The organism is Celeribacter marinus (genome assembly GCF_965656515.1).
Taxonomy (GTDB): Bacteria; Pseudomonadota; Alphaproteobacteria; order Rhodobacterales; family Rhodobacteraceae; genus Celeribacter; species Celeribacter marinus_D.
Genome location: NZ_CBFHKW010000032.1, coordinates 306 through 25,036, shown reverse-complemented (window position 1 = coordinate 25,036; position 24,731 = coordinate 306). Strand labels below are relative to the sequence as shown.

Sequence of the window (24,731 nt, the reverse complement as noted above, 5' to 3'; positions counted from 1 at the left end):
CCGCACGCAGCGCGCGTTTCTCGCTAGAGTACGCACTACAAACCAGCGAATCCAGTATTGGCCTGACCCGCGCACAAGAGATCAATCGCTATCATGTCGCAGGAACGGCGACATATACGCTAAGCGATATTGCAACTGGCGATGTGCTGAGCAGTGGCAAAGTGACAGCCTTTTCCGCCTACTCAGCATCTGAATCGACGTTTGCCGCGCGGGCAGCGACACGTGACGCCTATGATCGTCTTATGGTGCAATTGGCGGATAAAACCGTGGCACAAATTCTTGCTGTTGCAGGAGCGCAGAAATGAAACTGTCCCCGCGTGACGCCGTAGGGTATTTTGCAAAACCCGACCCCAATCGCGCCGGCACGTTGATTTATGGCCCTGATACGATGCGAATCGCTCTCAAGCGCCAAGAGCTGATTGCCGCCCTCATCGGACCGCAAGGCGAAGAAGAAATGCGTCTCACACGGATGTCGGGAGCAGATCTGCGCAAGGACAAGACGCTATTATCTGACGCCATAAAGAGCCAAGGATTTTTCCCCGGACCGCGTGTTGCATTTGTCGAAGACGTCACCGAGCTTCTTAGCCCAACGATCATTGAGGCCCTGACCGACTGGCAAGACGGCGATGCCCACATCGTGGTCACAACGGGGGCGTTGAAAGCGACCTCCAAACTGCGCAAGGCATTTGAGGGACATCCGCGCGCCTATGCCGCGGCGATATATGCAGACCCGCCATCGCGTGCCGAGATCGAAGCAACCTTGGCCAAAGCAGGTTTGAGACACCTCTCAACCCACGCCATGACGGACATAGAGGCGTTGGCACGCGTCCTTGATCCCGGGGATTTTCGCCAGACACTTGATAAAATTTCGCTCTACAAAATCGGTGACGAGACCGAACTGACAAGCGCAGAAATCGAAGCCTGCGCGCCAGTGACGACAGAAACCGAAGTCGATGATGTGTTGAACGCGGTCGCAGACGGGCGCACCGGTGACCTTGGACCGATCCTCAAAAAGATCGAGGGACAAGGCATAGATGCGGTCGCACTATCGATCTACACGATGCGCCATTTTCGCGCCCTTCATGCCGCCGCCTCAGATCCGGGTGGCGCATCATCTGGTATTGCACGCGCACGCCCACCGATCTTTGGCCCACGCCGCGACCGCATGACACGACAGGCTCACAATTGGGGCATGTTCAAACTCGAAAATGCACTCAAAATTTTGACGGAAACCGATCTGACGCTACGATCCGCCTCACGCGCCCCGACGATGGCCGTGATGGAACGCGCGCTTATCCGTCTTGCGATGCTCGCGCAAAGGCGTTGACGGCACCGCGACCGGCGACCAAACCTGTGGCCAGACATCCCGTGATCAAATAGCCGCCCGTTGGTGCATCCCAATCAAGCATCTCACCGGCAGCAAAGAGTGTAGGTCGCGCTTTAAACGCAAGATCATGGGTTAGCGCGTCAAAGGAAACTCCCCCCGCCGTTGAAATCGCCTCGTCCATTGGCGCGGGCTTGGCATTTGGGATTTCCAGACGTTTCAGTGCGGGCAAGAGGTTCGTCGGCAAAGGTCGTGCAAACTCCATCATCAGCGCAATCTTTTCCGGCGGAAGGCGAAGCGTTTTGCGCAAGAAATTTGCTGTACTCTCTTTGGGTTTACGTTTGTTCAAGGCCTGCGCCACCCGTGTGTCATCCCAATCTGGCATCAAATCCACCACCAGCGGCGCACCGTCACGCAGACCCCGCGACACGGTGTAGATCCCCCCACCCTCAAGGCCACTGTGCGAAATGACCATTTCGCCGCGTGACGTATACGCCCCTGCGGCCAGACCGATGTTCTTTACTGCAACGCCAAAGTGCGGTGCCATATGATCCGACCACGCAATATGGAGCGCCACGTTGGACGCGTGAAACGGTTCGATATTGCCGATTGGTTTGAGCATATCGACCCACGCCCCATCAGACCCCAACCTTGCCCAACTCGCCCCGCCAAGGGCCAGAACCGTCACCTTGGGCGTGAGGCGTCGTTCCCCGTCAGGCGTATAAAATACGAATCCGTCGTCGATATCTGTAAGACGCCAGTTGCGCCGCAATTCAACGCCCTGAGAATTGAGTTTGGCCAGCCATGCGCGCAGCAGAGGCGACGCTTTCATTTCCTTTGGAAACACGCGGCCGGTCGAGCCTGCGAACACCTCTTGTCCGAGGGCGTCCGCCCATGCGACCACATCAAGCGGCCCGAACCCACGCAAGGCATCAACCATCGTTGGATGACACGGATCATACGCCGCTACAAACGTCTCTAAGCTCTCTTTTTTGGTTAGGTTCAGGCCTGACTTTCCGGCCATCAAAAACTTGCGCGCAGGTGAGGGTTTAGCCTCGGTCAGGATCACACGCAGACCCGCGCGCGACATCTCATCGGCGGCCATGAGCCCCGCAGGCCCAGCGCCCACAACGAGCGCATCGCATTGCTCAAAGGCCCTATTCACACCGCACCAACCCTTTGATCCCCGCAACATGCGACGCGGGCGCGGCCAATACGGTCCGACCAAGATCCAACGCCGCAGACATCAGGTCGTCGCGGGCCACGACACGGTCGATAAGCCCCCATGACACTGCCTCATCTGCACCAATTTTCTGGCCCGCCATCAGGAGCATTTGGGTCCGCGCAGGACCTATCAGCGCGACAAGCCGCTTGGGATCAGACGGCTGCGGCAAATACCCAAGCGTCATCACGGGATAAAAAAACTTTGCCTCCGGCACAGCGATGCGCAGATCACAGGCCAACGCCATACCGAATGCGCCCCCCGCAAGTGTTCCATTCAACGCGGCAATTGTAAGACAGGGAAGTGCGGCCATAGATGTCGAAAGCTCTTCCCAAAGTGGCGATGTCGCAAGCCCCGCCTTTGCGGCGTCTAGATCCGCGCCCGCCGAGAATACGTTTCCAACACCGCTGAGAATTAGACACTTTGCCACGCCATGCGCCGCACCCACAGTTTCGATCAATGTCACAAGCATATCAGGCGTCAGCGAGTTGGCCTTTTCAGGCCGATTTAGGGTCACATACCAAAGGTCGCCGTCTTTATGTACATTGATCATGAAATGGTCTCCTTTGCCGCCCGATCAGCTGAGTTTCGCCCAAACCGGCACTTACGATCTGATTGGCCCATGTTAGAACGTGCTGCAAGTGCGTTCCAGTCTTGACCCTGCACGCAAAGACATAAACCCTAGGCATAACTTTCTGAGGAGAAATCGAATGCGCGCCGTCACTCTCATCCCATCGGTTCTATTGTGCACCGCAATCGCAGCGCCTGTTCTGGCGGATGTGACACCCGAGGATGTGTGGAACGACGCCTTGGCCACGATCAAACTGTTTGACCAATCCGTAACGGCCGATTTAGAACGCGATGGAAGCACACTTGTCGCGCGCAATGTTACGTTTCGATCTAGTGACGCGGGCACTGGGGGCCTGTCACACACCACAAAGATAGAGCAAATAGACCTCGTAAATTTGGGCAACGGGTCGGTCAAAATGGTGTTTGTCTCCCCCGTCATCAGCCGCATCACAGGCTCAAAACTCCAAGAGCTTGGCGAAAACACATTTCGCGCCGACGTCACAACCAGCGCAACTCTGAGCGGCGAAATTATCGTAACAGGCGACCCTGATGCGATGATCTACGCACTTGATGGTGCCGACTTTGAGATGTTGACCGAAATCTCTGGCTCCGATGATCTCGCCTTGGCACAGACCAATGAAACAACCGTGTCCAATGTCTCGGGCGCGCTGTCCTCTCAAAAGGGTGCGACTACTGTAAAGGGTCAGTTCAATATCGCCGCGGATAGCTATAGCTACCAGATGAACCAACCCGGTGACGAAGGGTCGCAAATGCAGCTGAGCGCGTCGCTGTCTGGCTACGCGAGCGAAGGCGACTACGAGGGACCACGTGACGCAAGTACAACGGATTGGAGCGCTGCGCTGTCCGCCCTCTCCGCGCGGTTTGCACAATCGTTTGAAACAGGCGTGTTCGAGGCTCAGTTTGCGGATGGTGACCGGCCATCCGCGTCGACCCTCTCTGGCACTGTGGGCCAGTCATGGGTCGATATGTCGGCCGTGGACGGCGTGGCATCTTATGAAGCAAAAAGCACAGATTTCACGGCCATGTTGTCCGGCCCGTCCGTTCCTGTAAAGGATGCGCAAATTTCCATTGCCAACTCGGGCGTGACGATGTCCGTCCCGCTAACACAAAGAGATGAGCCACAACCATTTGAACTGGGCCTCTCACTCGAAGATGTCGGCATGTCCGCGTCCCTTTGGGCCATGTTTGACCCGCTCGGAGAACTTGCGAGAGACCCCGCAACTGTCACCATTCAGTTGACCGGAGACGCCTTGGTTCTGGACGCCCTCACCCCCACCGATCCGACATCCATCGTATCGAGCACCATGACCAAGCTTTCGAGCCTGAACCTTGAGACGTTTTTCGTGTCTTTCGCAGGGGCAAAGATCGACGCCACAGGCGCGTTGACGGCAAATTCTGATGGCATCGCACAAATGGGCCTGCCTGATTTGATCGGTAGCATCGACATTACACTGACCAATATCACCGATCTTATAGATACATTTACACGTATTGGCCTGACGCCGCCTCAATTTGGCGGCTTGGCCCAAATGATGCTCGGGATGTTGGCACGACCAGGCCCCGAAGTTGGCGTCTTGGTCTCACACATCGAGCGTACGGCAGACGGACAAATCCTTGCCAACGGACTACCGCTACCATTTTAAGGCTTAGGCTCATTCCAAGTTTACGCCTGTGCTCTATGTTCTCTTGTGAGCGGCAGGTGCGCGGCTTAAGCCCTAGACCAAATAAGACGAAGGACACAACATGGCGCAAGATCTATCAGCACTAACAGCACAGTTGTTAGACGCCGCGAAACGTGCAGGCGCACAGGCCGCCGATGTCGTGGCGGTTGATGGCACATCTGTGTCCATCGACGTGCGCGCAGGCGCCTTGGAGCATGCCGAGCGATCAGAGGGCGTTGATATTGGCTTGCGCGTTTTAATCGGCAAACGTCAGGCCTGCGTTTCCGCGTCAGACACACGTGGGGAGACTCTGACAACCATGGCCGAGCGTGCGGTGGCCATGGCGCGTATGGCCCCTGAAGATCCCTTTATCGGCTTGGCTGATGCCAGCCAATTGGCGCAGGATCGCGACACCTGCGTGTTGGAGCTGTTCGACCCAACTGAGGAGCCAAGCCCCGCTGAGCTACAGGACGATGCTGCGCGCGCAGAGGCGGCGGCCCTTGGCATTGATGGCGTCACGAAAGTTCAATCCGCATCGGCGGCCTATGGTCGTCGCCGTATCCAGATCGCTGCCTCCAACGGTTTTTCGGGCAGCTACATGCGGTCGGACAGGATGACATCATGTGTTGCAATCGCCGGTGACGGATCCACGATGGAACGCGATTATTGCGGCGAGTCGCGGGTTTTTCAAACCGATCTGCCCACACCCGAGGATATTGGCATGCTCGCGGGACGGCGCACGGTCGAGCGCGTTGGCGCGCGCAAACCAAAGACCGGTAGCTACCCTGTGCTGTATGATGAACGCATATCATCGTCGCTAATCGGACATCTGCTCGGCGCGATTAACGGCGCATCAATTGCGCGCGGGTCCAGTTGGTTGCGTGACGCATTGGGCGAGTTTGTCCTGCCTGCCTCCTTGTCGATCACCGAGCATCCCCACCGCAAACGCGTCACGGCTTCGCGCCTGTTTGATGGCGAAGGACTACCAACCAAAGAGCGCACCATTGTCGAGAACGGTCGCCTTATGGGTTGGACACTTGATCTGGCATCCGCACGCAAATTGGGGATGGACAGCACCGCAAATGCGGCGCGTGGCGTGTCGTCTCCACCCTCCCCATCCCTGTCCAATGTCGCGCTCACCCAAGGCGACAAAAGTCGAGAGGACTTGATTGCCGAGATGGGAACAGGCCTGCTTGTCACGTCCATGATCGGTTCAACGATCAATCCCACAACGGGCGATTATTCGCGTGGCGCCGCAGGTTTTTGGGTGGAAAACGGCGAAATCGCATACGCTGTAAACGAATGCACGATTGCAGGGAATCTACGCGAAATGCTTGGCTCACTCATCCCCGCAAACGATGCTCGCACACACTTGAGCACGGTGGTCCCATCGCTCTTGGTCGAGGGGATGACCCTTGCCGGAGACTGATGATCTTTCGCTTTTGATCGACGCCGCCTTGGAGGCTGGACGGATTGCAACACCGTATTGGAAATCCAACCCTGAGGTATGGGACAAAGGGGACGGAGCGGGTCCGGTCACAGAGGCCGATCTGGCTGTGGACCGCCACCTGTTCGACCGCTTTGCAACCGCGCGCCCAACCTATGGTTGGTTGTCGGAGGAAACTGCGGACACCGCCGAGCGCTTGGGCAAAGATCGCGTGGTCATCGTCGACCCGATTGACGGGACGCGGAGCTTTATCCAAGGCGATACAAATTGGGCGCACTCACTCGCCATTGTTGAACGCGGTGAGGTTGTCGCCGCTGTCGTCTACCTACCTCTGCGCGACCGCCTCTTTGCCGCCACCACGGGGGGCGGCGCAACGCTCAACGGGGATCCTATCCATGTGAGCGGCGGCGAAGAGCTAAACGGTGCCAGTGTTCTGGTCAAAAAGGGCGTTCTGGATGCCGAGCATTGGCAAGATGGCCCGCCCGCATTTGTGCATAAATTCCGCCCGTCTCTTGCCTACCGTCTCGCCCTTGTTGCCCAAGGACGCTACGATGCGATGATCACTTTACGCCCGACATGGGAGTGGGACGTTGCAGCCGGCTCATTGATCATGGAAGAGGCCGGTGGCGTGGTTCTAGACCGCGCAGGCCAACGTCCCGTTTTCAATCAACCGCATCCCGCCACCAATGGTCTCGTCGCGGGAAGTGCCGCGCTGTCGAGGGCCATCGTTGAGCGTCTCAAGCCGACCTAGACAAACTCAGCCATGTCTTGTGAGACCGCGTGCACCAAATTGGCGACAATGTCAGGGTCTGCCGCATGGACCCTACTCCAGTTAGGAATGAAGGGCGTCTCCATCGGGTTTTCCAAAAACACCTGACCTGCGCGCATAATATTTGACGCAAATAGTTCAACAGCGCGCTCTTCGACATGGCGGTCCACATGCAGTCCGTTCATGCGCGCATCGTTAAAATAGGTCTCGATCAGGTCCAAGCCATCACGGTAGTACGTGGCCTTAATCGAGCGAAAGATCTCTTCGGAAAACACAGTTCCGTCCGCTGCCAGCTTACGATAGAGCGCCTTACAGATATCCACCGACATGCGCGATAGGCCTTGGTTTGCATCCTCTTCACTGAGGTCTTGGTGTTTGTGATCATAGCGGTCGGAAATCTCGACCTGACACACCGCACGCGGGCTCAGGTTGCGCCATGCTTCGGACAAAAGCCCGATCTCTAAACCCCAATCGGACGGGATACGCATGTCGGGCAAAATCGATGTACGCATCGCAAACTCACCCGCAAGCGGGTAGCGAAAGTCGGACAGGAAATCGAGGTAGTCACGCGGGCCGAGCACCTTGCGCAAGGCGGCTAACATTGGTGACACCAACAACCGCGACACACGGCCATTTAGTTTGCCCTCTGCCACGCGCGGATAGAACCCTTTTGACATTTGATAGGGAAAATTCGGATTGGTCACCGGATAGACCAAGCGAGCGAGCATGCCTGCAGAATAGGTCACAACATCGCAATCATGCACCGCAACAACTGCACTATCAGCGCGCGCAATCGTGTAGCCCATACAAAACCAGACATTGCGCCCCTTGCCCGGTTCGGCGGGAGACAGGCCCAACTCGTTCAGGCGCGCATCCACGGCTTTGAGACGCGCACCATCGTTCCACAACACAACATGCTCCGCCTTGAGTTTGGCAAAGAATTTGCGCGCATATCTGTATTGAGCCTCATCGGCGCGATCGAGGCCAATGACAATCCGGTGGATAAACCCAACCTTATTAAGCTCGTCAATGATCGCGGGCAGCGCGTCCCCCTCTAATTCGGAAAACAGGGACGGCAAAATGAGCGTGATTTTTCGCGTCGATGAAAAGAGATCAAGCTCTCGCGCAAGATCGTCTGCTGTATTGTGGCGCAGGTTGTGCAGCGTGGCCACGTGCCCGCCTTGATGGAAATCAGCCATGTCTCACCTTTTTATGTCGTAAATTTGTTCAATGCGTTCCAGCACGCTGTGGTTCCATCCGAGCGGCCCCGGATCTGTGCTGCGCGTGATGCGCCCCGTGGCCTCACCCGCCATCGGCGCAAGCGGTGGCGCATCGGGGTTCGTGATGATCACGCCAAAGTCCGCAGCCGCAATCATATCCGTGTCGTTGGGGGCATCTCCGAGGGCAAGGGATAATGGCGGCGGCGCCCATTTAGACACTATGTCCGCCATATGATCCGCTTTTGTGGCCCCAAAGGAGAGGGTTAAAAACCGACCCCCGCGCCGCGCGAAAACTCCGCGCTCGGACAGTGCGGCTATGAATGCATCAAGCCCGTCTTGCGCCCCAACCCACCGGCCCGGTTCAGAGAATTGGCGCTTTGCGGCCAAAGCCGCATCGGTAACAGATAACCCTGTTTCTCGTGCAATCTGATCAACCGACCACTGCGAAAACCCCTGAAATGATCGCCGCAACGACAGCGGTATGTCGGATAGTGCCGCGAGAAGTGCCGTATAGTCTTGCGCGTCCGCATTTGGGATTTCACCCGCGCCCAAAAGCCCCGCACCATTCTCGACAATGGCGGGAACGTGATAAAACCCCATTTCTGCGCGCAACGCGTAGATCTCAAACGCCGTCTTTGAGCTGGCCAACACCAACGGGATGCCGAGATCTAACATGCAATCAAGCGCCGGCTGAGCAGGCGACCAATCATAACTCGTGTGATCTAAGAGCGTGCCATCCAGATCGGAAAAAACAACGAGCCGCGGGCAAGAAGGCGTATGCGTAACCATGGGTTCACAATGCCTCCTACCACCCACAAGAGGAACAGTTCACACCCGTATTAGCGTTCAAAAAAGGCGTAGCGCATAGTTTTTAGGCAATCGGCCCGCAACACGCCGCGCATCGCCTTGACCGTCCAAGTGGATCGGATAGGGTGCGGACACACTGACCCGATGGAGGATGTCATGACACAACGACTGCACCTTGTTTTCGGCGGCGAATTGGTCGACCCGACCAAAACAACATTTCGCAATACGGATGATATCCATGTTGTTGGCGTTTTCCCCGATTACGACTCCGCCCATGCCGCGTGGAAGTCCGAGGCCCAGCGCACAGTTGACAACGCCCATATGCGGTACTTTATCGCGCATCTCCACCGTTTGCGCGACGAAGAAGCAGCGGCAAGTTCAACCGAAGAGCTCGACACCTGAGGATAGGCCATATGGCCAAACCGGCCTCCCTTAGAGCCTATCTTGCAGCGGCTGCACGTTCTGAATCGCAAGCCGTAAAACGGCTGCGAAGACTTCAGGCCTCTGGCGTGCTGTCACAAGAACGCTGTGACCACCGATTGGCGCGCACCCTTCCTCCGCGCCCATCGGGTGAGATCATTTGGATCAATGTGGCGCGCGCACACGCGGTGCAAGCCGCACTAGATTTGTTGGAGACACTGCGCGAGGATCGACCGGATCTCACGTGCCTTTTGACAACACCTGACGCGCTGCCCTCACATATTGCGCCGCTCGACAATGTCATACACATGCCGCTCCCGGAGGAGTGTAGCACAGTCGTCCGCCGGTTCCTTGACCACTGGAAGCCGAGTGTTCTGGCGTGGGTCGGGGACCGCTTTCGCCCGTCACTCCTTTGGCACGTCCAAGAGGCGCACATCCCGACCGTTGCAATTGCGGCTCCCGATTGTGGGTTCGAATTGGACGCTCGGTTTATCCTACCTGCTCTGCGGTCCGTTACGCTGTCGCAATTCGATCACGTCATTGCCGCCAACCAAAGTGACGCCGCAACGTGGCAACGCATGGGTGCAAATCAACAAAGTGTTGAGGTCATCGGCCCACTCGAAGAGGGCGCACTATCGCATCGCTTCGAAGAACACGGGTTCTCCGATCTGTCGCGCGAGATAGGTACGCGACCCACATGGTTTGCAGCCCAACTCGCAGCCGGCGAAGTCGCAGATGTGTTGAAAGCACATGCGACTGTGATGCGCCGCGCACATCGGCTTTTGTTGATCGCGACATTCAAGGACGCGGATGCACAAGCCGCGTTTGAACGACAGGCGGCCGCGACGGGTTTGCGCCTCGCGCAACGCTGTGACTTGGCTCCTGTAACCGAAGAGGTGCAGGTCCTCATCGCTGATCCCGATATTGACGAAAATGCATTATGGTACCGCGCCGCACCAACATCGTTTTTGGGATCCTCGCTAACGCAAAGTGGCGGACTATCCCCGAATGATGCCGCGGGCTATGGTTCGGCTATCATTCACGGGCCGCACGTCTCACATCACGCCGGCGCCTACGCGCGACTGGCGGCTGTGGGTGCGGCGCGATTGGTGCGCTGTGACACAGATTTGAGCGAAGCCGTGCGCGTGCTTCTGGCGCCTGACGCCGCCGCGATTGCGGCCAATGCGGCGTGGATTGTCATGTCATCAGGCGCAGAAGTCTCGACACGCACGGCAGACCTGTTACACGATCTGCTTGATATACGTGAGGCGATTGACGGATGAGAGAGCCCAAATTCTGGTCTAATTCTGCACAACACCCTGGTTTTATGGCGCACATATTAACTCCGCTTGGCGCGATCTATGCCAGTCAGACCGCGAGACGCGTTGCCAAAACAGGCTACAAATCCAGCGTTCCTGTCATTTGTGTCGGCAACATAAACGCGGGCGGCACAGGCAAGACACCGACCGTCATCGCCCTCGTTCAACGTCTCATCGAACGCGGAAAATCGGTGCATGTTGTGTCTCGCGGCTACGGTGGATCACTCCACGGCCCTGTTCGCGTCAACGAGCGCAGCCACACCGCGGATCAAGTGGGCGACGAGCCTCTTTTGATTGCCGCGTTCACACCGACATGGGTCGCCAAAGACCGAGCGGACGGTGTGCGCATGGCTGAGAAAGATGGCGCAGATGTTATCTTGCTCGATGACGGAATGCAAAACGGTAGCGTCCAAAAGGACGCCACATTCGTTGTCGTAGATGCCCATCGCGGATTTGGAAACGGTCGGGTTATTCCGGCGGGGCCACTGCGCGAACCTATCGAACGCGGGTTGATGCGCGCAGATGCCGTGGTGTCCATCGGGGACGCCGCAGCTCAAGATCGGTTTTCAGGTCTATGGGGCGGCACCCTGATCGTACCGCGCGTTCGTGCCAGCCTTGCACCGTTACAAACAGGGTTCGACTGGACGGATCAGCCCGTTCTGGCTTTTGCTGGAATCGGCCATCCTGAAAAGTTCTTTGCGACATTGAGGGGGCTCGGTGCGCATTTGCGTCGCGCAGAGGCGTTGAACGATCATCAGCCTCTCTCCATGCAATTGATGACCCGCCTTGAAATCGAAGCTCTCGCCTTGGGCGCACAGATGGTTACAACGGAAAAAGACGCGGTGCGATTGCCCCGCGCCTTTCGCCAAAAGGTCATTACCCTACCCGTGCGCCTGATGAGCGAGGATTGGTCAGTTATCGACGCAAAACTCGCTCAACTGGGTTTAGACTAGAATTTATTCCGCCAGCTTTTCATCAAGAATTTTCTTGAGATCGGCATAGGACATATTGGAATGTTTGACGCCATCAATCACAAGGCTTGGCGTCGAGCTAATGTCGTCTGCTTCGGCCTCTTTGGTGGCTTTTTCATACATCGCCTGCGCCATTTCACCGTTGTTCATGCACGCATCGAGATCGGTGTCGCTCAGACCCGCGGTTTTCCCGATTTTGCGCAGGTTCTCAACGATTTGCATCGCATCTTTTCCGCCTGCAATCCACTCGGACTGCTGTTCATACAACAAAGTCTGGATACCAAAATACCGCATCGACCCACCACAACGCGCCACCATCGACGCCCATAGGCCAAACTTGTCAAAATAGACTTCGCGATAGGTGAATTTCACTTTGCCCGTGTCAATGTAATCCGCCTTCAGCGCCTTAAATACGGAATCGTGGAAAGTTGCACAATGTGGACAGGTGTAGGACGCATATTCGATGATTTCGATTGGCGCAGTATCATCGCCAATCGTCAGATCAGGAACCACGACAGTCACGGGTTCGACTGCATCGGCTTCTTGGGCAAAACTTGGCAATGCAAAGCTTGCGACAAATCCGGTCGCGGCAAGTGCAGTTGTTGAAAGGAATGTGCGTCTGTTCATGGGTCCACCTTTGATTGGTTGGCGTTTTTGGTTAGAACGTTAGCCCCAAGACGATCTAGCGCAGCACGCAAGCCCTCGTCATTGACGCCCGTCGATATCTCATGCGCCTCATGAACCAAAGCAGGATCAAGGGCGGGTTTTGTCTCTTTTTTCGCTGTTTCAAATTGAACGCGGCCCTCGGTAAAACCCGTTGGCGCGGTCTGTGTGATGTGAATTCGGTTGATGGCGTTAAACCCGTAAACAGAATTCACACGGTCACGGATTTTTGGCAAATCCGCCTGAAGCATGGGCGCAAACGCGCCGGTGGTCAAAAGTGTGAGTGTCGCGCCAAATGCGCCCTTGGCATACGATACCTTGATCGGGCGCGCCATTGCGGCGGTCTGTTCGCCGACCACTTCCGGCCAATGGGTCAATAGCCGCGTTTCGGAAAACCCACGCGTTTCGGTGGCCGACCGGATGCGCGCCTGCAAAAGACCCGAGGTGATCTCGAACCCTTTTCGCCTACGTGCTATTTTTTTCTCCGGTGTCACGGCCATCGTGTTTTCCAAGTCTCCGTATTTTCCGAGTCTTCATCTGGCCTCTTTGGCCGCACGCCCTATTGTAGTGGTCCAGACGCCCTGCACCAGTAGAAAGCCAATGACAGATGCTAAACAATGCGTGACGACCTGAAATGTATGCAAACCGCACAAACGCTTTTGACGTGGTATGACGCCAATGCGCGGGTTTTGCCGTGGCGCGTTGCGCCCTGTGATCGCGCCCAAGGCCGCGCACCTGATCCCTACCGTGTTTGGCTCTCCGAGATCATGTTGCAACAAACAACCGTGGCCGCCGTCAAAGCCTATTTCGAACGCTTTACCGCGCTATGGCCCACGGTCCAAGATCTAGCTGCAGCACCAGATGATGCGGTCATGGCAGAGTGGGCGGGACTTGGATACTACGCGCGGGCGCGCAATCTCCTAAAATGCGCACGTGCTGTCGTCACTGATTATGATGGTGTGTTTCCGCATGATCACGCAACGCTTTTGACCCTACCCGGGATTGGGCCATACACCGCATCGGCCGTGTCCGCGATCGCCTTTGACGCGCCCGAAACGGTCCTTGACGGCAATGTCGAGCGCGTCATGTCGCGACTGTTTTTGGTTGAAATGCCGTTGCCAAAATCCAAACCCGAATTGATGACATTGGCGCAAAGCCTTACGCCCCAATTGCGGGCGGGAGACTATGCGCAGGCGGTCATGGACCTCGGTGCAACTGTTTGCACGCCGAAATCACCGGCCTGCGGGATTTGTCCGCTGAACCGCGAATGCCGTGCCCTCGCGGCGGGGATCGCGGCAGAGTTGCCTAGGAAAGACCCTAAAAAACCCAAACCCGTTCGCCTTGGGCATGTCTACGTCTCACGCACAATAGCGGATGAGTGGATTCTGGAAAAGCGGCCCGAGAAAGGCTTGTTAGGGGGAATGCTCGGATGGCCGACATCGGATTGGAATGAGGCCCCCAACGCCAGCCCACCGTTCACTGCAAATTGGCATGCTATCGGCGAAGTGCGTCATACATTTACGCATTTCCACCTTATTCTTCAGGTGCATACGGCGTTGCCCGCGGCGGCACCGGAGGGTGCGGTTTTGCTGCCCAATGCGGAGTTTCGCCCCTCCGATTTACCAACGCTCATGCGAAAGGCATTTGACCTTGCCCGCACAACGATTGACAGTTGAGCCGTAGGATGAACGTCAGGTCGCGTGGCGTGCATAGTTAAGAGGTGTTGATATGAATATGGCAAAAATTTCCACCAGAAACGCGGTGCCGTTTTGGCTCTCTCTTGGCATCGTCCCACTGTTGTGGATCGGCGCGCTCAAAGGTGGATGGTGGACCGTTTTAGTACCACTGTACGCATGGCACCTCTTTGCCGCGTTGGACGCTCTATTTGGCTTGAACCGTGATAATCCTGATCCAGAAACGCCGGATAAAGAGTTGTTTTGGTATCGGCTCGTGACGCTGGTTTGGTTTCCCGTTCAATTCGTAAATATCTTTGGATTGATCTACTTTGTAACCCACACCGATCACTTATCGACGTTGGCCACGATTGTCCTGTTTTTTGGCTTGGGCGTGTCGTCGGGGAGCATTGGTATTGTCTACGCTCACGAGCTTTTGCACCAACGCAATACGACGGAACGATGGCTTGGCGATCTGTTGCTGTCCTCTGTTTTGTACTCGCATTTTCGTACCGAACATTTGCTGGTGCACCATACCCATGTTGGCACACGCCGCGATGCGGTGACCGCGCTTTATAACGAGGGGTTTCACCACTATTTCTTTCGAGTTTTGCGCGAATGTCCGCGCTCGGCATGGGACGCGGAAAAAGCCATGCTTGCGCGACGCGGCTTGACCGTCTGGCATCCGCGCAATCCACATTTCCGCTATTGGACATTGCAACTCATGATGCTGATACTCGCCGTTCTACTGGGGGGCACTGTGGGTCTATTTCTCTTTGTGTGGCAAGCACTTGTAGCTATTTGGCAATTGGAATTGACCAACTATATCGAACACTACGGGCTCACGCGCCGCCACCTCGGGGATGGCAAATACGAGCACGTCAAACCCCATCATAGCTGGAACGCCGCGCATATGGCGACCAATTGGTTGCTGATCAATTTACAGCGTCACTCGGACCATCACTACAAGCCAGATCGCCGTTTTCCGCTGTTGCAAAACTACGATGAATCGGACGCGCCGCAACTGCCGTATGGCTACACGGTCATGGGGTTTATTGCCGTGGTTCCCTCGCTGTGGCGCCGCGTAATGAACCGCAAAGTACGGGCATGGCGGGCACAGTATTATCCCGATATTGAGGATTGGGATGACTATAAAAATGGTCGCAACCCACTTCCACCTCTTTAGTGTTTCACAAAAAAGCCCCGCCATAAAGGCGGGGCATAAGTCGGATGCTGCGGAAGTCAGACCACAAGCATCAGGCGGTATTCGATTATTGAGATTGGGGCATGGCACCCGCAAAAAGCCTGTCGGACTTTCGTCGGACCATCGTCGGACTTTCGTCGGGCAAGAGGGCGGATGCCAATGCTGTGATTTGGGGCGCGGTGCCTAGTTCATCTCCGCGCGGATTTGTTGACGAAGCACATCAATCGGAACCTGTTTTCCATCCCGTTTGAACGTCCAATACGTCCAGCCATTGCACGAGGGCGCGCCCTCAAGATGTGCGCCGACCTGATGAATGGACCCTTTGACATCATTGGACACAAGAGTTCCATCTGCGCGTACCTTTGCCGTGCGACGACCGTTCAGGGAGGACAGCTCCTCACCCGGACGCAACATGCCGCGCTCGACCAACTGGCCGAACGGCACACGCGGTTCGGCGCGCTTGGACGTGGAGACGCGCAACGCGTCTTTATCGAACTTGCGAACGGCGTCGATGCGTTTTTGAGCAACTTCGCGGTATTTGGCTTCGCGCTCGATTCCGATGAACTCGCGGCCTAGCATTTTGGCCACGGCGCCGGTTGTGCCCGTGCCAAAGAACGGATCAAGCACCACATCGCCGGGATTGGTCGTGCCAACCAGAATACGGTGCAGCAAGCTTTCGGGCTTTTGCGTTGGGTGCGCTTTTTCGCCGTCTTCATTTTTTAGACGTTCGCCACCGTTACAAATCGGCAAGACCCAATCTGAGCGCATCTGAATGCCCTCATTCAACGACTTGAGCGCCTCATAGTTGAACGTGTATTTCGCGGCTTCGTTTTTGGACGCCCAGATAATTGTCTCATGGGCATTGGTGAATCGTTTGCCCCGAAAGTTCGGCATCGGATTCGATTTGCGCCACACAACATCATTGAGAATCCAGAAGCCTTGGTTTTGAAGCTCGGCGCCCATGCGGTACACGTTGTGATATGAGCCAATCGCCCAAATCGCACCGTTCGGTTTGAGGACACGGCGCGCGGCGGCAAGCCAATCGCGGGTAAAGTTGTCATAGACCTTAAAGCTATCGAACTGATCCCAATCGTCGTCAACGGCGTCAACTTTGGAATTGTCAGGGCGGTGAAGATCACCGCGCAGCTGTAGGTTATACGGGGGATCTGCAAAGATCAGGTCGACAGATCCTTCGGGAAGGCTGTTCATAATCTCGATGCAATCGCCACCAAGGATCTGGTTTAGCGGCAGCTCTGTGGCTGCCTCACGTGTTTTCGTCGTCATACTCTGCCTCATGTCGTGCCCCTTATTGGAGCATCGTTACCGCGCCGTTTTCGACGTCGTTTTATGAGGCCTAAGATGAGTCAAAGATGATTCGCGGTCAATTTCTTTTTTGAATCAGTCACTTAGTTATTTATCTTGATACAAGATGTTGTGTACTGGCTTGAACGAACGTCTATGGTGAGGGGTCACCCCAAGATTTCGCAGCCCATCTAGATGCAATTTTGTCCCATATCCGGCGTTCTTTTCCCACCCATATCCCGGGTGCTGTTGCGCTAAATCCACCATCAAACTATCGCGCCATGTTTTTGCAACTATTGATGCGGCAGAAATCGACACGGAGCGCGCATCGCCTTTCACAATTGCCTCGGCATTGACGCCGAACGCCTTGGGAATCTTATTGCCGTCCACAAGAACGTAATCGGCCGCGACACCCAGCCCCGCTACGGCCCGCTCCATCGCGCGCAAAGATGCCTGTAAAATGTTGATCTCGTCGATCTCTTCAACGGAACATGACGCGATAGAGACATCGGCCACCTCCAGGATTTGCTCATAGAGCATGAGACGGCGTTTTTCGGTCAGTGCTTTGGAATCATTAAGGCCATCGGGGATGCGATTTGGATCGAGCCACACCGCGCACGCCGTGACGGGACCAGCCAGAGGGCCTCGCCCCACTTCGTCGACACCCACGATACGAGAGTAGCCGCGTGCGGTTGCATCTGTTTCGAATGAATAGTCGGGAGCTGTTTTTACCATATGGAGGTGAAACCGCATCACCGCGCGGTTGGCAAGCAACATAGATCAAAAAGGGCGAAAGGGATGTGTGTCCCTTTCGCCCAGCGCGCACAATGAATGGATGTCAGCGGCGTGATTTGGCGGCAACCTCGTAACCGAATTTGTTTAGACAACTCATATCATAGCCGCCGACCGTACCTTTGCGAGTATGCACATTCGTCTCACAGCGGTTGGGAAGTGGCGCACTTGAGCGGCGGTTTTTATCGAGACACCGTTCCATCGCGATTGACGTGTCTGGGCCATGACGGCGATCCACCGTCACAATACATTGCGCGGGAATATCAAAATGCGAAGCGCGTTTTACGGGCTTTACGCGCGGCGCGTTGGCGCGACGACCGATGTCGTGCCGCGATAGCGTATCGGACCGCCGTGGGGTCGCTTGCGTTTTTGCAGGCTTTGACTTTCCAGCCTCGTCGATCAATTTGCCGACGACAAACAATGTCATCAAGCCACCGATAGCGCGGGCGACATCCTCATCGCTTGCACGCGCAGGTGCGGCGAAGGCGGACACGGATAGTGAAAGCGCCATGAGGCCGGCGGTGAATTTGGTATGTTTCATCTGGTCATCCTTTGTGTGATGGGCCGATACGAATTGTCGGCGATGAAACAACGATGCGCAAAACTCTCAAAGTCGCTCAATATCAGGGGCGTGATATCGGATATCAGTCACGCAAAGGGGCTTTGATATTGAATAGCACGCGGCCTTTGATCATGGTTGGGCGCATGACATACATTCATCATACCACCCGAACGGGACTGGCCACAGCGTTGCTCGTGCTTTTGCCATCGCTGGCAAGCGCCGCGTGTTTTGCCACCTATAAAGCCAAGCAAGAGGATCCTCTCAGGCTACATTTTGGCGTTGCACAGGTGCCTGATAACGCGTGTACAATGGCAGGTGCAGCGCAGGTTCTCGCGCCGCGGCTTGCCAATGACGGCTGGATTCTTTTGACGATTGACGCAATGGTTGACGAGACCGAGTTGGAGGCTTTGAAAGACAGTGCTGGCGCGTTTTTCCTCAAATACAAGTAGCGCGCGATCCGGACGGATTGTGGCATTTGGTGTGGCCGCCATTGTCCTCATCCTATTGGCAACAGCTGCGTTTCTCTTTGCCAACCTGCCAGACGCGAACGCGTTTAACGCGCGTGTCGAGCGGATATTTGTCGAAAACGATTTGACGACTGGCGCGCAGATCAAGTTTCTGGAAATCCTTGCGCAATCCGGCACGGCCTTTTCGGACACACTCGCAAGTTACCGCATGGTGATGTTCGTGTTATTGATTTTTGCCACGGCGTTGCTCGTCGCGGCTTTGGTGTTTTTGGTGACCATCGTCGCCATGAACCGCCGCATGAGTGAGATTGAACGGGCGGGCCTTCAGGTGTCCAGCCTGCACATTTCACGTAGCGAAAACGCCGTGTACCTCAACGATATGGCGTTTCAACTGACGCCCGCAGCAATGGAAACGATGTCGGTTCTGGCCGAAGCGCGCCTCGATGGTGACATGCTTTCCGGGGCAGAGATCGAGGCCTTGATTTCGGGGCGACTGTCCGCGGATTGCGACGAAGCGGCCGGCGCGACACGCATCAAACGACTGCGCGACACATTGGGAAATCAAATGGTCAGCGAAATGTTGGTCAAGAATGTCGCCCGCAAAGGCTATATATTATCGGTCTCAAAAGACGTGATCAAAATGCTCTAGGGCTGACACCGGCGCGCGCTAAGCCGCGCCAGTGTTTCAAACGTCCCGCTAGCCCTTGCTATATTTTACGTCCAGCGCGTCGATGGCCGCCACATTGGTTGCAGATGCGCCGCCCGCGTCAAACGATGCCGCCAGATAGGCCTCAGCAATAGATTTGGCCAATTCGGCGCCAATGACGCGCGCGCCCATCGTAATGATTTGGGCGTTATTGGATGTTGCCGCTTTGCCCGCCGAATAGGTGTCATGACATTGTGCCGCGCGAATACCCGGAACCTTGTTTGCGCTCAAACAGACACCAATCCCCGTGCCACAGACCAAGATTGCACGATCGACATCACCCGCGATCACGGCGGATGCCACGCGATCGGACATGTTGGCGTAAAAACCGTCCTCTGGCGTTTGGGACATATCGACGACATCGTAGGTGTCCGACAAATGGGTGACGAGAACAGTGGCAAGGCCTACACCTGCGGTATCACCGGCAATTGCTAATTTCATGGGTCTTTCCTTTTTGATCACTTGGGATTTAGATTTTGGCCGCGCACTTGGTCAGAATGTCGAGATAGCCCGCGACGTCCCACGCCGAGCGGCCAATAAACAGGCCGTCGATATGCGGGCATGATATCAAGTCTTCGCAATTTTGCGGGTTCACCGATCCACCATAAAGACAGGGCACCTTGCGTCCCAAAACGTCACGTGCCACGTCGATGATTTCGGCCTGTCGTGCGTCCGCATATTGTGAGCTTGCGGGAATACCGTTTTCGCCAATCGCCCAAACAGGTTCATAGGCAAATAGGATTTCAGCCGATCGTTGTGACGCATCCAATTTGGCGAGCGCGCCGCGCACTTGGGCCTCCAAGACCTCTTGGGCACGCCCCGCTTCACGCTCAAGCAATGTCTCACCAATACAAATGAGCGGAGTAAGCCCATGACGCACCGCGGCCTGTGTTTTCAATCCAACGGTTTCGTCAGTCTCGCCAAAATGCGTGCGCCGCTCGGAATGGCCCAGCTCGACAATATCAAGTCCGCAATCTTTGAGCATCACTGGCGAGATTTCACCCGTCCATGCGCCCGCATCCGCCCAATGCATGTTTTGCGCACCGACCTTTACCGAGGTGTCCTTCAAAACCTGCGCAACCTCACGCGCCGTTGTGAAGGAGGGAATGACAAAGCGCTGAATGCGCGCATCCGATGTAGGCTCCGCATCGACAAGACCCGCCGCAAACACCTGCGCCTGTGCGAGCGTTTTGTTCATCTTCCAACTTGTGCCGATCCAAAAGTCTGGCTGTGTCATGTCACGTCATCCATATGTTGTTGAGCAATCGTCAGCGTCAGTCCCGCCGCATCAAGGGCGGCACGGCTGTCCGCATCAGGCGCGCCGTTTGTGATAATCGTATCGAACGCAGACAGGTCCGCGAGTTTGTGCAGGGCGGTATGGCCAAAACGGCTTTGGTTGACGAGCAAACAGGTTTTGGTCGCCGCCCCCATCATGGCGCGTTTGGTCCGTATGACGTCCGCGTCCATGTGAAACACATCTGTACCCGAAACAGCCGGCGACGATACAAACGCCAGATCGGCCCGCAACGATGCCAATGCAGCCTCCGTCACCATGCCGAAATAGGCGTTGAATTTGGCCGAATACGTCCCGCCAAGCGCCACCAATGTGATCCCAGTCTGACCTTTGAGAGCGTCAAGAACGGCGGCATTATTGGTCAACACTGTCAAAGGGCGCTTTTCCACGAGACGCGCCCCAAGCACCGCCGCCATCGACCCGTCATTGATGATAACGCTCATCCCAGGCTCGATTAGGGTCAACGCGGCCTCAGCCATCGCGGCCTTTGCGGAGCCGCCCAGTTGGGTGCGAAACCTAAAGTCGCTCTCGAATTGAGTCCCCGCCTCGATCGTGGCACCACCGCGGATTTTGCGAAGTACGCCCGCACTTTCCAAGTCATCGAGATCGCGGTGGATGGTCATTTTCGACACGCCGAACCGGACCGCCAGCGCATCAAGATCGACGGCACCATCGCGCACCAAGAGATCCAGAATATCCTGCCTGCGTTCGTCTCGTTTCATTGCATACCCCCATTTGAGATATCTAATGTCACACAATTATTGTTTTATCTAACATTATTTTTGTTATTTTGTCTGACATGGCCCTACTTTCCCACGCAGTCGCACACCACACCCCTTAGGAGGGTATGTGTCATTGCACTTGTCCTTGTTTCTTTTCAAATAGTTGAATGCATTTTAGTGGTCATTTTGTACCGTACGCGTTCTAAATAGCGCCCGTACATCGGCCTCGTCCGTCTCGGCGTGGGCGTAGATCCGCATCGGCAAATTCGGGTCTGACCAACGGCCCGCTTTGGCTGCGGTCACGGGATCAATCCCCTGACGCACCACCAGTTCGGTAAAGAACCCATGCCTCCCCGCGCGGTGCGCAGAGAGATAGGGAATGCCCGCGCGTTTGCAGATTGTCCGCCAGCGGCCAGAGTATCCAGTTGGGCTGCCATACCCAAACACCCGCGCTTTCATGAACTTTCCAGTCTTGCGGTTCTTCGGCTGCTTGGGCCTAAGCGCACACATTTCCTGCATCATCTGTGGGGAGACAGTGATCCACTCATCGGGATGCCCCTTCTGCGCTTTGAGCCGCACTTGGTTTTCGGCGGGCCGCAGATCATCTGGTTCAAGCGAGGTCGCCTGATCGATACGGGCGGCAGTCTCGAACATGAACCGCAACAAAGCCGCATTGTAAGGATCAGCGGCAGCACAAAATGCCTCCACCCAGTTCTTATCCGACGGCATGCGTTCGACACGACTTGGCTTGCCTCGAAACTTGTCCTGCGCAATCCGTTCAAACTTGTCGTAAGCCTTCACGCGAATGAGCGGCGTGCCCTCCAGTTCATGCGCGTTATTGATCACCGCGCGCGCGGGCGTCACAATCTCGCGCCACCACGTATCTGTGCAAGCCTTCGGCTTTAACTTGGGGCCAAGGCTTTTGAGCCGCGCACCAGTAATTGCACCCAAGGACAGATGTCCGATCTCTTCAACGATGGGGATCAGTTGTTTCGCGGCGACTGGCGATGCCTTGTAGAGCATGATCGCGTCCGCGAAGGTCATATTGACCTCGTCGCCAATGAGATACCGACGGATTTGAAACTCGGTCTCGCGCGTTATCCAGTCCCGTGCGCCTGCTTCTGTAGATGCCTTAGTGCTGCGCCGGTATGGACCGGCGATTGGCCTGCCGTTGTATTCGACCCAACCTTTCGCCCAGAAATAGTTCCCACGTTTGTAGATTTCGAGTGGCATGACGGACCTCGCTCAAAAATGGTATCGATCTGCGCCGGCGTGATGAGCATGGTGCGCCCGAGACGATAAAAGGCCCCCGTGGCATTGGCGCGCTCACGCAGCGTGCGCTCGGACACATCAATGCCCATGCCCGCCATGACCTCAACCCACTGCGTCGGCGTCTTGCCCAATGCAAGGATCTGGGAGCCTTCTGGTGCTTCGACTTCAACCATTGTGAACCGCCTTTCCTCGTTAAACCTAGATCCGCATTCCGCATGGAATCGCTTGTCCAGCACCATCTGACGTGATCAGATGGATTGGAACGCAAAAATGCGTCATTTTGTGCAATTTTGATCAAAATGTCGCTCAAGTCAATGGGAAACATGAATGGCACGAGATTCTAGAAGTGTGTTCGTAGCTATGGGGGCACGCTTAGCGATTTCTAGGCCTAACACAAGCGGCCATGGCCGAAGCTATCGGTGTGTCTCATCGTGCTTATCATAGCTATGAAAAAGGCCAACGCGGGCTACCCGTTGAAGCTTTGGTTGCACTTGGGGACAGCTTTGAAATTGATATCGCCTGGGTGCTTTTAGGAACGAAAGCGATCCGCGCGGGCCATGACTTCGAAGCCCTAAAGCGCATCGAAACCGAGCTCGATCAGCACCTCACATCAGAAGGCATAAAAATCAAAAGCGAAAAACGCGGCGCGATCGTCGCGCGTTGGTATCAGTCGCACGTCGAAGGACGCGAAGTCTCCGACGACGACGTGCACACATGGATTGAATTGGTAAGGGAGTAAGAGTGTGAACAAACCAAGCAAAAAATGGCAGCAGATTAGACGCGCAACTCTGGACCGCGTGCGCCGCCAAGTGATCACTCCTATGCAGCCAATTACCACGCTCTTCGTCGCGACAGTCTTGCTCTACAGCGCGGGCTTTGTGCGCCTCAGCATACTTGCCGAAACAGGCCAAACCTACACTTGGATCGACGCGCTCCAGATCCTCGGAACGGCAGTGTCAGGCCTCCTACTCCTTATCCTGTCTGGCGCGGTGATGACGCTCGGCTTTATGTCAATGAGGTTGGCAAAGGTGGCACAGGGCAGCGAAGGGGCGCACTAAACCGCCCGCAACTGCGCCTCTTCTGCCTTCACGCGCGTCTGTCCGCCCATGAGATCCATCAAGACCCAAACACGGCGATCAGCGTCGATTTTCTCGACCTCTCCGACGAAATCGGAGAACGGGCCTTTGGTAAACGTCACGGCGTCCCCTGTCGCGAGAGCGGACGCTGTGACCAGTTTGCCCATACAGTCGCACCGCGCCTTTAACCCATCCACCAGTCCGCCCGGCACTGGCGCGGGCGCGGGACCAAAGCTAACGAGCCGCGTAATGCCTTGGGTTGAATTGATAGCCCGCCAACACCCCTGCACGGCATTGAACGCAACAAAAATATAGCCAGGAAAGAGGGGACGACGCGCGGTCATAAACCTGCCAGACCGCTGCTGTGTGGTTTCCTCAATAGGGAGAAACGTCTCAAACCCCTGCAGTTCGAGATTGCGCTTTGCAATTTGCGCGCTATTCGGCTTCAACTGAGCCAAAAACCAGCTCGCTTCGTTATCAACGCCATTCTTGGTCATTCCACACCCCTTAACAATTACGATACCATATATCGTTCAATTTCGAACATTTGCAACATCGACGATATTGCACCTTAGTCCTAAACCGCGACTTTTACGGTTGCCTATTAATTAGCCTTTCGCTACTGCTCAAATTTGAACGATGGAATATCTATTCGTCACGCTAGCTAATCTTTCACGGAGCGCCGTACAGGCAGCTCTAGTGCGGTAGCCTGCAAAGATCCCAACCATATGACACGCTCCCGACTTCAAGAAGATATGCACTTCCGCATCCTGCGATTGCTTCAGGAAAACCCTGAAATGTCGCAACGCGATTTGGCAAAAGCCGTGGGTGTGAGTGTTGGTCGGATGAACTACGTGCTCAACGCGCTCGTCGACAAAGGGCTCGTGAAATTGGGAAACTTCACGTCGGCGAAGGACAAACGGCGGTATGCGTATGTGCTGACGCCGAAGGGGATCGCAAAACGCGCCGCGCTGACAAGGTCATTCTTGGCGCGGAAGGTGGCTGAGTATGAAGCTCTTAGGGAAGAGATTGAGGCTCTTTGTTTAGAGCTTCCCGATAACGCAATAGATCAAGATTGAGGACAAATACGTGACGCAAAGAAAAGTTTTAGTCACCGGAACCGCTGGGTTCATTGGCTTCCACCTTGCAAAGCTTCTGATCGCTGAGGGTTTCCAAGTTCATGGTTTTGACGCCATGACCGACTACTACGATGTGAACCTCAAGAAGCGCCGCCATCAGATGCTCCT

30 protein-coding genes and 1 pseudogene are annotated in these 24,731 nt (G+C 55.7%); 16 read left to right on the top strand and 15 right to left on the bottom strand.

What is annotated here, in order from left to right:
- Positions 1–305: pseudogene (locus ACTG34_RS08730) on the top strand (LPS assembly lipoprotein LptE); the annotation flags it as partial.
- The gene (holA, locus tag ACTG34_RS08725) at positions 302–1,327 is read left to right on the top strand and encodes a DNA polymerase III subunit delta (RefSeq protein WP_439104559.1); all 1,026 of its coding nucleotides are present in this window, start codon (positions 302–304) and stop codon (positions 1,325–1,327) included. The pseudogene ACTG34_RS08730 and the gene holA, both read left to right, overlap by 4 nt.
- On the opposite strand, the gene ACTG34_RS08720 is transcribed toward holA, so the two are convergent.
- Positions 1,293–2,489, bottom strand: coding sequence for an NAD(P)/FAD-dependent oxidoreductase (locus ACTG34_RS08720; RefSeq protein WP_439104558.1), 1,197 nt, complete (start codon positions 2,487–2,489; stop codon positions 1,293–1,295). The genes holA and ACTG34_RS08720 overlap by 35 nt on opposite strands.
- Positions 2,482–3,099 (bottom strand): enoyl-CoA hydratase/isomerase family protein, encoded by a 618-nt coding sequence (locus tag ACTG34_RS08715; RefSeq protein WP_439104557.1) that lies wholly within the window; start codon positions 3,097–3,099, stop codon positions 2,482–2,484. Before ACTG34_RS08715 ends, ACTG34_RS08720 begins: the two co-directional genes overlap by 8 nt.
- A gap of 157 nt (positions 3,100–3,256) precedes the next feature.
- On the opposite strand from ACTG34_RS08715, the gene ACTG34_RS08710 reads away from it, so the two are divergent.
- The 3 genes from ACTG34_RS08710 to ACTG34_RS08700 all read left to right on the top strand — a co-directional run bounded on the left by ACTG34_RS08710 (position 3,257) and on the right by ACTG34_RS08700 (position 6,996).
- On the top strand, positions 3,257–4,780 hold the full coding sequence (locus tag ACTG34_RS08710; protein WP_439104556.1) for a DUF2125 domain-containing protein: 1,524 nt from the start codon (positions 3,257–3,259) through the stop codon (positions 4,778–4,780).
- 100 nt (positions 4,781–4,880) lie between these two features.
- Complete coding sequence (locus ACTG34_RS08705) at positions 4,881–6,227, top strand: TldD/PmbA family protein (protein ID WP_439104555.1); 1,347 nt, start codon at positions 4,881–4,883, stop codon at positions 6,225–6,227.
- The gene (locus ACTG34_RS08700; protein ID WP_439104554.1) at positions 6,214–6,996 is read left to right on the top strand and encodes a 3'(2'),5'-bisphosphate nucleotidase CysQ; all 783 of its coding nucleotides are present in this window, start codon (positions 6,214–6,216) and stop codon (positions 6,994–6,996) included. Before ACTG34_RS08705 ends, ACTG34_RS08700 begins: the two co-directional genes overlap by 14 nt.
- Here ACTG34_RS08700 and ACTG34_RS08695 read toward each other — a convergent pair.
- A complete protein-coding gene (locus ACTG34_RS08695) occupies positions 6,993–8,213 on the bottom strand; it encodes a glycosyl transferase (RefSeq protein WP_439104553.1) in 1,221 nt (406 codons plus the stop codon). The two genes, ACTG34_RS08700 and ACTG34_RS08695, sit on opposite strands and share 4 nt — an antisense overlap.
- Before the next feature lie 3 nt (positions 8,214–8,216).
- On the bottom strand, positions 8,217–9,023 hold the full coding sequence (locus ACTG34_RS08690) for an HAD-IIB family hydrolase (protein ID WP_439104552.1): 807 nt from the start codon (positions 9,021–9,023) through the stop codon (positions 8,217–8,219).
- A 174-nt stretch (positions 9,024–9,197) separates the two neighbouring features.
- On the opposite strand from ACTG34_RS08690, the gene ACTG34_RS08685 reads away from it, so the two are divergent.
- The 3 genes from ACTG34_RS08685 to lpxK are packed head-to-tail and all read left to right on the top strand — an operon-like array spanning position 9,198 to position 11,733.
- Positions 9,198–9,443 carry a DUF4170 domain-containing protein gene (locus ACTG34_RS08685; RefSeq protein WP_062218393.1) on the top strand — a complete coding sequence of 82 codons (246 nt, stop codon included), beginning with the start codon at positions 9,198–9,200 and terminating at the stop codon, positions 9,441–9,443.
- Between the two features lie 11 nt (positions 9,444–9,454).
- Entirely contained in the window at positions 9,455–10,744 is a 1,290-nt protein-coding gene (locus ACTG34_RS08680) for a 3-deoxy-D-manno-octulosonic acid transferase (protein WP_439104551.1), read from the top strand.
- Positions 10,741–11,733, top strand: a complete 993-nt coding sequence (gene lpxK / locus ACTG34_RS08675) for a tetraacyldisaccharide 4'-kinase (protein WP_439104550.1) — start codon at positions 10,741–10,743, stop codon at positions 11,731–11,733. The genes ACTG34_RS08680 and lpxK overlap by 4 nt, the downstream gene beginning before the upstream one ends.
- Before the next feature lie 3 nt (positions 11,734–11,736).
- Here the strand turns inward: lpxK and ACTG34_RS08670 are convergent, their stop codons facing one another.
- Complete coding sequence (locus ACTG34_RS08670) at positions 11,737–12,378, bottom strand: DsbA family protein (RefSeq protein ID WP_439104549.1); 642 nt, start codon at positions 12,376–12,378, stop codon at positions 11,737–11,739.
- On the bottom strand, positions 12,375–12,914 hold the full coding sequence (locus ACTG34_RS08665) for a DUF721 domain-containing protein (RefSeq protein ID WP_439104548.1): 540 nt from the start codon (positions 12,912–12,914) through the stop codon (positions 12,375–12,377). Before ACTG34_RS08665 ends, ACTG34_RS08670 begins: the two co-directional genes overlap by 4 nt.
- A 117-nt stretch (positions 12,915–13,031) precedes the next feature.
- Here ACTG34_RS08665 and mutY point away from each other — a divergent pair, with 117 nt between their 5' ends.
- On the top strand, positions 13,032–14,090 hold the full coding sequence (gene mutY, locus ACTG34_RS08660) for an A/G-specific adenine glycosylase (protein WP_439104547.1): 1,059 nt from the start codon (positions 13,032–13,034) through the stop codon (positions 14,088–14,090).
- A gap of 52 nt (positions 14,091–14,142) precedes the next feature.
- The gene (locus tag ACTG34_RS08655) at positions 14,143–15,273 is read left to right on the top strand and encodes an alkane 1-monooxygenase (protein WP_439104546.1); all 1,131 of its coding nucleotides are present in this window, start codon (positions 14,143–14,145) and stop codon (positions 15,271–15,273) included.
- A gap of 201 nt (positions 15,274–15,474) precedes the next feature.
- Here ACTG34_RS08655 and ACTG34_RS08650 read toward each other — a convergent pair whose 3' ends face one another.
- From ACTG34_RS08650 to ACTG34_RS08640, 3 genes are all read right to left on the bottom strand, one after another.
- On the bottom strand, positions 15,475–16,575 hold the full coding sequence (locus ACTG34_RS08650) for a site-specific DNA-methyltransferase (RefSeq protein WP_439104545.1): 1,101 nt from the start codon (positions 16,573–16,575) through the stop codon (positions 15,475–15,477).
- Positions 16,576–16,701: 126 nt separating this feature from the next.
- Positions 16,702–17,328 carry a ribonuclease HII gene (locus ACTG34_RS08645; RefSeq protein ID WP_439104544.1) on the bottom strand — a complete coding sequence of 209 codons (627 nt, stop codon included), beginning with the start codon at positions 17,326–17,328 and terminating at the stop codon, positions 16,702–16,704.
- A gap of 103 nt (positions 17,329–17,431) precedes the next feature.
- Positions 17,432–17,926 carry a hypothetical protein gene (locus ACTG34_RS08640; RefSeq protein WP_439104543.1) on the bottom strand — a complete coding sequence of 165 codons (495 nt, stop codon included), beginning with the start codon at positions 17,924–17,926 and terminating at the stop codon, positions 17,432–17,434.
- Between the two features lie 164 nt (positions 17,927–18,090).
- Here ACTG34_RS08640 and ACTG34_RS08635 point away from each other — a divergent pair, with 164 nt between their 5' ends.
- Positions 18,091–18,396: a hypothetical protein gene (locus tag ACTG34_RS08635; protein ID WP_439104542.1), complete on the top strand. Its 306-nt coding sequence runs from the start codon at positions 18,091–18,093 to the stop codon at positions 18,394–18,396.
- Positions 18,365–19,063, top strand: coding sequence for a winged helix-turn-helix domain-containing protein (locus ACTG34_RS08630; RefSeq protein WP_439104541.1), 699 nt, complete (start codon positions 18,365–18,367; stop codon positions 19,061–19,063). The genes ACTG34_RS08635 and ACTG34_RS08630 overlap by 32 nt, the downstream gene beginning before the upstream one ends.
- A gap of 48 nt (positions 19,064–19,111) precedes the next feature.
- Here ACTG34_RS08630 and ACTG34_RS08625 read toward each other — a convergent pair whose 3' ends face one another.
- The 5 genes from ACTG34_RS08625 to ACTG34_RS08605 all read right to left on the bottom strand — a co-directional run bounded on the left by ACTG34_RS08625 (position 19,112) and on the right by ACTG34_RS08605 (position 22,581).
- Positions 19,112–19,561 carry an RpiB/LacA/LacB family sugar-phosphate isomerase gene (locus ACTG34_RS08625; protein ID WP_062218384.1) on the bottom strand — a complete coding sequence of 150 codons (450 nt, stop codon included), beginning with the start codon at positions 19,559–19,561 and terminating at the stop codon, positions 19,112–19,114.
- A 28-nt stretch (positions 19,562–19,589) separates the two neighbouring features.
- Entirely contained in the window at positions 19,590–20,357 is a 768-nt protein-coding gene (locus ACTG34_RS08620) for a triose-phosphate isomerase (RefSeq protein ID WP_439104540.1), read from the bottom strand.
- A complete protein-coding gene (locus ACTG34_RS08615) occupies positions 20,354–21,136 on the bottom strand; it encodes a DeoR/GlpR family DNA-binding transcription regulator (RefSeq protein WP_439104539.1) in 783 nt (260 codons plus the stop codon). Before ACTG34_RS08615 ends, ACTG34_RS08620 begins: the two co-directional genes overlap by 4 nt.
- A gap of 174 nt (positions 21,137–21,310) precedes the next feature.
- Positions 21,311–22,180 (bottom strand): tyrosine-type recombinase/integrase, encoded by an 870-nt coding sequence (locus tag ACTG34_RS08610; protein ID WP_439104538.1) that lies wholly within the window; start codon positions 22,178–22,180, stop codon positions 21,311–21,313.
- Positions 22,181–22,233: 53 nt separating this feature from the next.
- Positions 22,234–22,581, bottom strand: coding sequence for a hypothetical protein (locus ACTG34_RS08605; RefSeq protein ID WP_439104537.1), 348 nt, complete (start codon positions 22,579–22,581; stop codon positions 22,234–22,236).
- Positions 22,582–22,811: 230 nt separating this feature from the next.
- Here ACTG34_RS08605 and ACTG34_RS08600 point away from each other — a divergent pair, with 230 nt between their 5' ends.
- Positions 22,812–23,147 carry a helix-turn-helix domain-containing protein gene (locus tag ACTG34_RS08600; protein ID WP_439104536.1) on the top strand — a complete coding sequence of 112 codons (336 nt, stop codon included), beginning with the start codon at positions 22,812–22,814 and terminating at the stop codon, positions 23,145–23,147.
- Positions 23,148–23,151: 4 nt separating this feature from the next.
- The gene (locus tag ACTG34_RS08595) at positions 23,152–23,466 is read left to right on the top strand and encodes a hypothetical protein (RefSeq protein WP_439104535.1); all 315 of its coding nucleotides are present in this window, start codon (positions 23,152–23,154) and stop codon (positions 23,464–23,466) included.
- On the opposite strand, the gene nusG is transcribed toward ACTG34_RS08595, so the two are convergent.
- The gene (gene nusG, locus ACTG34_RS08590) at positions 23,463–23,981 is read right to left on the bottom strand and encodes a transcription termination/antitermination protein NusG (protein ID WP_439104534.1); all 519 of its coding nucleotides are present in this window, start codon (positions 23,979–23,981) and stop codon (positions 23,463–23,465) included. The two genes, ACTG34_RS08595 and nusG, sit on opposite strands and share 4 nt — an antisense overlap.
- Positions 23,982–24,212: 231 nt before the next feature.
- Here nusG and ACTG34_RS08585 point away from each other — a divergent pair, with 231 nt between their 5' ends.
- Together ACTG34_RS08585 and ACTG34_RS08580 are read left to right on the top strand one after the other, a co-directional pair.
- Positions 24,213–24,563 (top strand): MarR family EPS-associated transcriptional regulator, encoded by a 351-nt coding sequence (locus ACTG34_RS08585; protein ID WP_439104533.1) that lies wholly within the window; start codon positions 24,213–24,215, stop codon positions 24,561–24,563.
- 10 nt (positions 24,564–24,573) lie between these two features.
- Positions 24,574–24,731: GDP-mannose 4,6-dehydratase (locus ACTG34_RS08580; RefSeq protein WP_439104560.1), on the top strand; the 158-nt coding region annotated here is incomplete at its 3' end.